Origin of the sequence: Marivita cryptomonadis, from assembly GCF_002115725.1 — a bacterium.
Lineage (GTDB): Bacteria > Pseudomonadota > Alphaproteobacteria > Rhodobacterales > Rhodobacteraceae > Marivita > Marivita cryptomonadis.
In genome coordinates this window covers 1-9,380 of record NZ_JFKD01000047.1, presented here as the reverse complement: position 1 = coordinate 9,380, position 9,380 = coordinate 1, and the positions used below count along the sequence as shown (strand labels likewise).

Annotated in this window: 9 protein-coding genes; 2 read left to right on the top strand and 7 right to left on the bottom strand. The window is 62.3% G+C overall.

Translation table 11 applies throughout. The features are described from left to right. Positions 1-90: 90 nt before the first annotated feature. Entirely contained in the window at positions 91-774 is a 684-nt protein-coding gene (locus MCRY_RS21935) for an IS6 family transposase (RefSeq protein ID WP_085633860.1), read from the top strand. 72 nt (positions 775-846) lie between these two features. After that, positions 847-1,821 (top strand): c-type cytochrome, encoded by a 975-nt coding sequence (locus MCRY_RS21930; RefSeq protein ID WP_085633858.1) that lies wholly within the window; start codon positions 847-849, stop codon positions 1,819-1,821. Positions 1,822-1,828: 7 nt separating this feature from the next. Here the strand turns inward: MCRY_RS21930 and MCRY_RS21925 are convergent, their stop codons facing one another. The 7 genes from MCRY_RS21925 to MCRY_RS21895 are packed head-to-tail and all read right to left on the bottom strand — an operon-like array spanning position 1,829 to position 9,043. Next, positions 1,829-2,821, bottom strand: a complete 993-nt coding sequence (locus MCRY_RS21925; protein ID WP_085633856.1) for an ABC transporter ATP-binding protein — start codon at positions 2,819-2,821, stop codon at positions 1,829-1,831. After that, complete coding sequence (locus MCRY_RS21920) at positions 2,818-3,774, bottom strand: ABC transporter ATP-binding protein (RefSeq protein ID WP_085633854.1); 957 nt, start codon at positions 3,772-3,774, stop codon at positions 2,818-2,820. The genes MCRY_RS21925 and MCRY_RS21920 overlap by 4 nt, the downstream gene beginning before the upstream one ends. 7 nt (positions 3,775-3,781) lie before the next feature. Next, positions 3,782-4,633: an ABC transporter permease gene (locus tag MCRY_RS21915; RefSeq protein WP_085633852.1), complete on the bottom strand. Its 852-nt coding sequence runs from the start codon at positions 4,631-4,633 to the stop codon at positions 3,782-3,784. Then, entirely contained in the window at positions 4,630-5,577 is a 948-nt protein-coding gene (locus MCRY_RS21910; RefSeq protein ID WP_085633850.1) for an ABC transporter permease, read from the bottom strand. Before MCRY_RS21910 ends, MCRY_RS21915 begins: the two co-directional genes overlap by 4 nt. 10 nt (positions 5,578-5,587) lie before the next feature. Further along, positions 5,588-7,111 carry an ABC transporter substrate-binding protein gene (locus tag MCRY_RS21905; protein WP_085633848.1) on the bottom strand — a complete coding sequence of 508 codons (1,524 nt, stop codon included), beginning with the start codon at positions 7,109-7,111 and terminating at the stop codon, positions 5,588-5,590. A gap of 28 nt (positions 7,112-7,139) precedes the next feature. Then, positions 7,140-7,916 (bottom strand): SDR family NAD(P)-dependent oxidoreductase, encoded by a 777-nt coding sequence (locus MCRY_RS21900; RefSeq protein WP_085633846.1) that lies wholly within the window; start codon positions 7,914-7,916, stop codon positions 7,140-7,142. Then, positions 7,913-9,043 carry an amidohydrolase/deacetylase family metallohydrolase gene (locus MCRY_RS21895; protein ID WP_085633844.1) on the bottom strand — a complete coding sequence of 377 codons (1,131 nt, stop codon included), beginning with the start codon at positions 9,041-9,043 and terminating at the stop codon, positions 7,913-7,915. Before MCRY_RS21895 ends, MCRY_RS21900 begins: the two co-directional genes overlap by 4 nt. Between the last annotated feature and the right edge of the window lie 337 nt (positions 9,044-9,380).

Below are 9,380 nucleotides of genomic sequence, written 5' to 3'. Positions count from 1 at the left end.
GGTTCTGTCGCAAACTTTTTTGACTTTCGCCGGGTCACGTGATGCGGCAGTAATTTTCCGGCAGAGGTGGCGGACGAGAGGGGCGGAGCGATGGTTGACTTCAAGGGCGTACATTTCCCAAAGGAAGCGATCTTGTACGCCGTGTTCTTCTATCTGCGCTATCCTGGTTCCTATCGCGATCTCGAGGAGATCATGGAGGAGCGTGGCGTTGATGTTGACCATGGGACGCTGAACCGTTGGGTGGTTAAGTTTGCGCCGCTGATGGCGGCACAAGCGCAGTCCCGCAAGAAACCAACGGCCGAATCTTGGCGCATGGACGAAACCTACATCAAGGTTAAAGGCAAATGGACCTACTATTACCGGGCGGTCGACAACACGGGAAAAACCCTTGATTTCATGCTGTCTGAGCGTCGCAACAAGGCTGCGGCCTGTCGGTTTTTCAAGCGCGCGATTGGCACGAACGGCGTGCCTGACCGTGTCGTCATCGACAAAAGCGGCGCTAATCTGGCGGGTCTGCAAAGCGTCAATGTGATCCTGAAGTTCACGGGCTCATGCAACACCATCAAGATACTGCAGGTCAAATACCTCAACAACATCATCGAACAAGATCATCGCTTCGTAAAGCGGATCACGGGCCTGATGCTTGGCTTCAAGGCCTTCCATTCTGCCGAGGCGACACTGGCTGGGATCGAGACCGCGCACATGATCCGAAAGGGGCAGATCCATACCAACGGCCTCACCGCGTTTCAGCAGTTTGCGGCGCTCGCAGCATAATTGTGTCCAGCCCATCCCCGCACTCAAACTTCAACAAAATTTGCGACAGAACCGATCTTTGGCGGGACCACAATGATAATCGGGCTCTACAACGTATCGGCCCGCACCGGTCACTGGCCCGGCGTCAGTTGGGTGCTGCGATCGACCTTCGAAAGCTCCGTCAGTCTGCGCGCGGGACCCGCCGAGGCCGTCCCGGACCTGTCGGCTGAAGGTCTGGCCGAACTGGGGGCGAAACATTTCGAAAGCGCCTGCGCCTTTTGCCACGCCCTGCCCGGCCAGGACCGCAGCGTCACCGCCCTGTCGATGGTTCCGACCCCGCCGCATATCTCTGACCTGCCCGGCGACTGGGAACCGCAGCAGCTACACTGGATTATCTACGAGGGCATCAAACTGACCGGCATGCCCCATTGGCCTGCCGCGCGTAAGGATGAGGTCTGGGCCGTCGTGGCCTATCTGGAAACCGTCCGGTCCGGCACCCCCCCGCCCAGCGGCACCACCGGTGCGGGTGACGCGCTTGCTTATTGCGCGGGCTGCCACGGCACCGAGGGGGTCAGCGAAAGCCCCCTGATCCCCCGGCTGGATTTGCAGACCGAAGCCTATATCACTCAATCGCTGGCCGACTACCGGTCGGGAAGGCGTGCCAGTGGTTTCATGAAGCACGCGGTCGGTGCCATAGACGTGACCGAACTGGCAACCGTACTGCGCCACTATGCGGACTTGCCCGCGACGGCGGTAGCTGGACAGCCCGGGCATACAGAGGCTGCGCTGGTCGAAAAGGGAGAGGAGCTGGCCCGGCGCGGTACCGACGACGTTCCGGCCTGTGTCGTCTGCCACGGCCCCGAGCCGGTCAAGGACAACGCGCTGATGCCGCGGCTGGCGGGGCAGCATCAACCTTATATCGCGGCGCAACTGCGTCTGTGGCACGAGGACGGCCGCGGCGGCGGCCCGCGCGCCAATCTGATGACCGAAGCTGCTCAGGATCTTTCCGAGGCGGACATCGACGCTCTGTCCGCCTGGTACGCAAGCCTTACACCCTCGCCGAAATAAGCTGGCGTCAGGCGGGCTCTCTGATCGCGTCTTCGGCGTGGTGACAGGACACAAAACGCTCGGGTGCGATTGAACGCAAAACCGGCGCGTCGGTGGCACAGATTGCGGTGGCGCGGGGGCAGCGTTCGCGGAAGGGACAGCCGACCAGTTTGCGCAGGCGACTGGGTGGTTCACTGACCTCGATGGCGCCGGTGATCCGCTTGGACGGATCGGGACGCGGGATCGCGGTCAGAAGCAGTTCTGTGTAGGGATGACGCGGATCGGTGAAAAGCGCGCGAGCCGGTGCGATCTCGACCACCTCGCCCATATACAGCACCGCGACCCGGTCCGAGATCTTGGCCACGACGCCCAGGTCGTGACTGATGAACATCAGCGTCAGACCCAGCCGCGCCTTCAACCCGGCCAGCAAGTTCAGCACCTGCGCCTGGATCGACACATCCAGCGCCGAAACGGGTTCATCCGCGATCACCAGGGCGGGCTCGGGCAGGATGGCGCGGGCAATGCCGACGCGCTGACGCTGACCACCTGAAAGTTCATGGGGATAGCTGCTTGCGAACCCGGCGCCAAGACCGACCAGATCCAGCGCATGTCCTACCCGTTCGGCACGGTCGTGACGGTTCTTGAAAATGCGGTGGATATCGCCGGTTTCCGCCACTGAATCGCCTACCGACCGACGCGGATTGAGCGAGGCGTAGGGGTCCTGAAACACCATGCGGACGTTCAGCCGGGTTTCGGCCATGTTCCGGCGATTGCGCCCCAACAGATCCTCGCCGTCCAGCATGACAGAGCCGCCGTCCGCCTTTGTCAGGCCCAGCAGCACGCGCGCCAGGGTAGACTTGCCGCAACCGGATTCGCCGACTATGCCCAGGGTCTCGCCGCGACGGACCGTCAGCGAGATGCCGTTGACCGCAAGAACCTCGTGGGTTTCGCCCTTGCGCCGCACCTTGAACCCTTTTCGCAGATCGCGAATGTCCAGGATGTTCTCGGTGCCATCAGTCATGCGAGGACGCTTTCATTCAGGGGAAAGTGGCACATTGCAGTCTGGCCCGCCACGCCTCTGGCGCAGGGCACCGGGCCGGAGAGGCAGGGTTGCTGCGCCCGCGAACAGCGCGGTGAGAAGGGACACCCCGGCGGAATGGCTCCGGGGCGCGGCGCTGAGCCCGAGATTGTGGCCATTACCGCATCATCGGATTCCGGGTTCGGCAGGCAGGCCATCAGCGCGCCGGTGTAGGGGTGCAAGGGCGCGCGGAACAGCGGCTCGACGTCGGCATTCTCGACCAGCGAGCCTGCGTACATCACCGCCACCCGGTCGGCCAGTTGCGCTACGACGCCCAGATCATGAGTGATGAACAACACGCCCATATCAAGACGGTTGCAAAGATCGCGGATCAGACCCAGCACCTGCAACTGCACGGTCACGTCCAAGGCCGTCGTCGGCTCGTCCGCTATCAGAACCTGAGGCCGACAGGCCAGCGCAATGGCGATCATCACCCGTTGACGCATCCCGCCGGACAACTCATGCGGAAAGGACCGCATCTGATGCGCCGTGTCGGGGATGCGGACCATGTCCAGCAACTCTCGGGCACGGGGGCTGGCATCGGTGTCGGGATCGTGGACGCGCACGGCCTCCTCGATCTGTTCGGCGATCCGAAGCACCGGGTTGAGCGAGGTCATCGGCTCTTGAAACACCATCGCCATCTTGCCGCATTTGCGGCGCACCCGTTCATGGGGGGCCAGATGCGTGACATCTGCCCCGTCCTGCGTGATGGACCCGGCGCTGAGGTGCAGTGCCGGTGGCAGCAGGCCCATCAGCGCCAGCGAGGTCATGCTTTTGCCAGAGCCGGATTCACCCACCAGCCCCAAGATCTCGCCCGGCTCGATCCGGAACGAGACACCGCGCACGATGTCGGGACCATTCCGTACCGAGACGACGATGTTGTCGACGTTCAGCATTGCGCCCTCATCTTCCCACCATTTCACGGAACCGCGGATCCATCCGGTCGCGGATCGCATCGCCCACCAGGTTCAGGGAAAAGGCCGTCAGCACGATCATCAACCCCGGCCAGAGCAACAGCCAGGATGCACGGGTGATGTAGATCCGCGATTCCGCCAGCATGTTGCCCCATGAGGGAATATCAGGCGGCGCCCCCAGCCCCAGAAAGTCCAGCGATGCGGCGCCCAGTTGCGCAAAGGCGAAGACAAAGCTGGCCTGCACCAGAAGCGGCGAGATCATGTTGGGCAGGATATGCCGGGTGATGATCCACCAGGTTCCCGCACCCGCACTGCGGGCGGCCTCGACATAGGGTTCGGCCCGCAGTCGCAGCGCCACGCCGTAAACGATACGCGCCGTGGTGGTCAGGTAGATCAGGCCGATGGCCAGGATCGCATTGAACACGCCCTGCCCCAAGATGACGATAAGCCCCAAGGCAAGCAGCAGCGAGGGAAAGGACATCAGCACATCGACCATCCGCATCAGGACCCGGCCCAGTGCCGGGTAAAGCGCCGACAAAATCCCGATCGGCACGCCCGAGGCCAGGGCAAATCCCACCACGCCGATCCCGATCAGCAAGGCCAGTCGCGCGCCGTAGACCAGGCGGCTGAAGGTGTCGCGGCCGAAGTGGTCGGTCCCCAGAAGATGGGCGCCGCCCGGGGGCAGCAGCCGGTTCGCGGGGTCGATCTGATCTGGCGCATAGGGCGCAATCCAGGGCGAGAAGGCCGCGAACACGACGACGGTCAGCAGAAAGATCACCCCCAGTGTTGTCAGGGGGCGGGATATCGCCGGTCGCGTCCAGGTCGCGAGGGTCTGCATCATTCCAGTTCCACCCTTGGGTCGAGCAGCCTGTAGGACAGGTCCACCAGCAAATTTATGACGAGGTAGAGACAGACAGTAACCAGGATCACGCCCTGAATGACCGGATAGTCGCGGCGCAGGATCGACTGGACCACGGTGCGCCCGATACCGGGCAGTGCAAAGACCGTCTCGGTCACGACGGCCTCGGAGATCAGGGCCGCAAAGGTGAACCCGAAGGCCGAGACCACCGCCAGCAGCGCATTCCGCAGGATGTGGCGCAGCACGACGCGGTATGGACGGATGCCCTTGGCCCGCGCGGTGCGCACATAGTCCTCGCGCGCGACATCCAGCATCGAGGCGCGCGTCAGCCGCAGGATAAGCGCCGCATTGGGCGCGGCCAATGCCAGGCTGGGCAGGATGAGATAGCGCAGGTTCGACAGCCCGCCCTCTTCAAAGATGGACGGGAAGCCAGAGCTTGGAAACCAGCCAAGCCCGGCGGCGAAAATGAGGATCAGGTAGAGGCCCACCCAGAATGTGGGCACAGAGGCCAGCAGCATCGCCAGACCGGAGAGACCCTGATCAATCCAGGTGCCCTGACGGATCGCGGACAAGATGCCGACGGGAACGCCGAAGAGGATGATCCAGACCATCGTGATCGTTGCCAGCAGAATGGACGTCTCGGCGCCCTCCTTTATGACCTGGGTAACGGGCGTGTCGAAAAAGATCGACTGGCCCAGATCGCCCTGCAGCGCGTTGCCAGCCCAGATCATGTACTGGACCACCAGCGGCTCATCCAGGCCCATGCGATTGCGCAGCAAGGCCACCTGTTCGGGGGTCGCGCCGTCACCCAGCATCACATAGATCGGATCGCCCGGTATCAGGTGAATGAAGCCAAAGATGATGATCGACGCGGCGATCAAGGTAATGATCGCCGCGCCGGTGCGTCTCAGGAAATATCGTCCCACGCTTTATGTCCTACTTCGAGGCGCCCCAGAAGTACGGAAAGACAGGAGCCTTTCCGAACTGCATCTTCAGATCGGGAGAGGCGATGTCATACGAGAGGATGTTGCCGACCTTCACGACAGGAAGCTGTTCGTAGATCAGCGCCTGCAATTCGGCCCATGCAGCCTGACGGGCTTCCAGGTCCGAGGTACCGGTGAACTTGGCCATCAGCTCGTGCTTTTCGTCGGACTTCCACCAGCCGGGGTAGCTGTCGTTCAGAACTGTCAGCAGAACAGGATCCGGTACGCTGCCGTGGTGGGTCATGAACATGTCCCATTCAGCGGACTGGCCACGCAGTTGCAGCAGTGTTGCCCAGTCGACGACGACCAGCTGCACGTTGATACCGGCATCCGCCAGCTGGCGGGTGAAGACGCTGGCATCATCGAAATGCGCCTTGTAGTTGGTCGAGACGAGCAGCTTGATCGGTTTGCCGTCATAGCCCGCTTCTGCGGCCAGGGTTTTCGCCTTTTCGGGGTCGCCCTGGTTATAGGCTTCGGTTCCGGCGGTCGTGTGCCAGATGTTGCCTTCGGGGAAGTACGAACCACTGGCCTCGAAAAGCTCCGGTTCCCCGACGGAGACCTGCAGGGCCTGCTCCATGTTCAGGGCCGTCATGATGGCCTGACGCAGTTTTGTGTTGGTGGCAAGCGGGCCGGTTTCCGAGTTCATGAACATCAGTCCGAAGATCGGCGCGTCACTGATCTTGACCTGGGTGGCGGGATCGTCGCGGACCAACCCGTAAAGGTCGCCCGAGATGAATTCGGCGTAGTCGTAGTCGCCGGCCTGAACGCCGCTGACACGGGTGCCGACGTCGGGCACCGGAACGAACTGAAGCTTTTCGAAATTTGCCACCCGTTCACCCGATGAGCCGCTGCTTGGGTCCGGATTGGGGGTGAATTCGTCGAAACGCAGCAGTTCGACATAGCGGTTCGGGCGCAGCTCGCCGAATTTGTAGGGGCCGGTGCCGACAAAGTTTTCGGCGGCAATCGGCTCTCCGGCGGCGGCGCTGACGATTTCGGCGGGATAGATGACCGGTCCACCGTTTATATAGGCCAGAATGCTTTTCCAGGCACCATTCGCGGCTTCGAGGGTCAATTTGACTTCCAGATCACCCGTCGCCTCGGCCGAAACCAACCCCAGCAGTTTGCCGCGCGCTCCGAATTCGGCCCAGCGGTTCAGCGATGCGGCCACATCCTCGGCGTCCAAGGCGTCGCCGTTGTGGAACATCACGCCTTCGCGCAGGGTAATCGTGATCGTCTTGCCGTCGTCAGAAATCGTCTCGCCCGTCGCAAGGTACGGCTGCGGCGCATTGGCTTCGTCGAAGGCATAGAGCGATTCGAACATGTGCTGCGCAATGGTCGAGGCCAGCGTGGCGGTGCCCATCTGGATATCGAGGCTGGGGGGTTCGCCGATGGTCGCATAGCGCAGCGTCTGCGCCGACACCGGGGCCGCCATCAGCGCCGCCAGTGCGATCCCGCCTAGAAGGTTTCTCAGTTTCATTATGTCAGTCTCCCTGTTGTTGTTTTCGTCAATGGCACGTCTGGCCGCCGTCGATGATCAGGCTTGCGCCGGTCATGAAACGGGCGTTGTCCGATGCAAGATAGACAGCCAGCGCACCAAGATCGCGGGGATCGCCCATTGTTCCCATGGGTATGTCCGCAACCAGTCCGTCGATGATTTCGGGGTTCGTCTCTTTCCACTTCAGATTTGGCGCGGTCGCAAAGAGACCCGGACAAATCGCATTGGCTGTGATGCCGTGCCTGGCCCAGTCGACGGCCAGCGTGCGGGTGAACTGGATGACCGCGGCCTTGGCCGTTTCATAGTGTCGCCCGCCGATCCCGCGTCCGGCCACAAGTCCATTGATCGAGGCCACGTTCAAAATCCGTCCACCCTTCCCCGCCGCAATCATCGCCGCCCCAAGCACGCGCGAACAGATGAATGTCGAGGTCAGGTTCAGGTCAAGCAACCGGGTCCAGGTTGCCAGGTCAAGGTCTTCGGTCGGCACATTCACCCGCCGTCCGCCGACGTTGTTGATCAGAATGTCAAAGCTGCCGACTTCGGTCAGGGCGCGGTGGCAGACGGCCTCGGCTGCCTCGGGCGATCCCATGTCTGCCTCAAAGGTCCAGACCTTGCGCCCCATCGCCCCAATCTCATCCGCTGTGGATGCCAAGGCATCTGAAGGCCGCGCGACCAAGGCAATGTCCGCCCCCGCCTGGGCAAGCGCCAGCGCCATTTCCCGGCCCAGGCCGCGGCTGCCCCCCGTCAGAAAGGCGCGTTTGCCGGACAGGTCGAAAGCAAAGCTCATGCCGCTCTCCATTCGCCGCCGACGGCGATGCCCACGGGGGTCAGGCGCCGGTCGAAGGACACCACCTCGCCGCGGACATCTGTCAGGTCGATGACGCCCTCGGTCTTTCGAAAGACGCTGACGTCGCCCAGAGCACCGGGACGCAGGTGGCCACGGTCCGACAGCCCGAGCACGCGGGCAGGCGCGCCGCTGGCCGCCTCGATCACCTCGGAGAGGGACCAGCCGAGAGCCATGAACTTGGTCATCACATGCAGATTATCGTGCGCCGGTCCATCGAGGCAATAGGCGTGGATATCCGATGAAATCACGTCCGGCCGGAAATCCTGTTCCAGCATCGCCCGCGCAGATTTCCATGAAAAGGACCCCATGCCATGGGCCACGTCAAAGATCACGCCGCGCTCACGTGCAGCCCGGATTTCGGGGCGCACCTTTCCGTAGCCATCGACCGGCGCATTGGGAAACGGGCGGAAGCAGTGGGTCAGCACATCGCCCTTGCGCAGCCGCGAGACGACCTCGCCGTAGCTGGGCGGCGGCTCGTCAATGTGGACCATCAGCGGCAGGCGGGTTTCCTCGGCCACGGCCATGGCGACGTCCAGCGGTGCTATGCCCGAAGGTCCGCTTGCATGGGCCCCGATGCGGACCTTGATGCCGATGATCGTGTCGGGGTATTTCAAGGCGACCTCGGCCGAATCCCGTGCCGCCATCAGGCGCATGTCGTGGCTTTCCCCCACTTTCACCCTGTCCGAAAAGCCATAGATTCCGGCAAAGCTGACATGCAGGAACGACAGGATTCGCGGAAAGGCCGGGCCGATCACATGTTTGGCAAAGCCCGCATAATTGCCCGGCCCGGCGCTGCCTGCATCCACCAGCAAGGGGCTGGCTGTCTTGAGCGCGTAGGCGTCCGGATCGACCCCAAGCGAGGTGCCGCCCCAGTAGAGATGGGTGTGCAGATCAATGAGGCCAGGCGTCACGATTGCGCCGCTGGCATCGACAGTTTCGGCAGCGGGCGGCGGTGCAGTGTCCAGCCCGACGATCTTGCCCGCGGCGATCACCACATCGGCAATCCGGTCGATGCCCTGAGCCGGATCAATGACGCGGCCCCCATTCAGGACAAGATCACCGCTCATTGAGGCGCCGACCTTAGGAACGGGATCATTTCAGGGATTTGCCGCTGTGTGGCAGACAGAGGAAATTGGCCTGAAAAGCGTGGCATGGCAGTACAGTCCATCCTGACAGTCATTCGATTAGCCCCCCCGGACGCACCACATGCCATGACACCGCGTTGTCAAAGCGGCAGTCTTGGCGGCGTTCGCCATTTCTCAAGTCTGTAATTTAGCTACATACCTGTCAAGTGCCTCGACACCCAAAATTTTTAAGTTTTGTTATCCGATGGTTAGCGACGAGGCGTCTTTGTGATATTCTAAACCGGGATTCCCCATTTAAACCGCCTTGTGGGATGGTAGA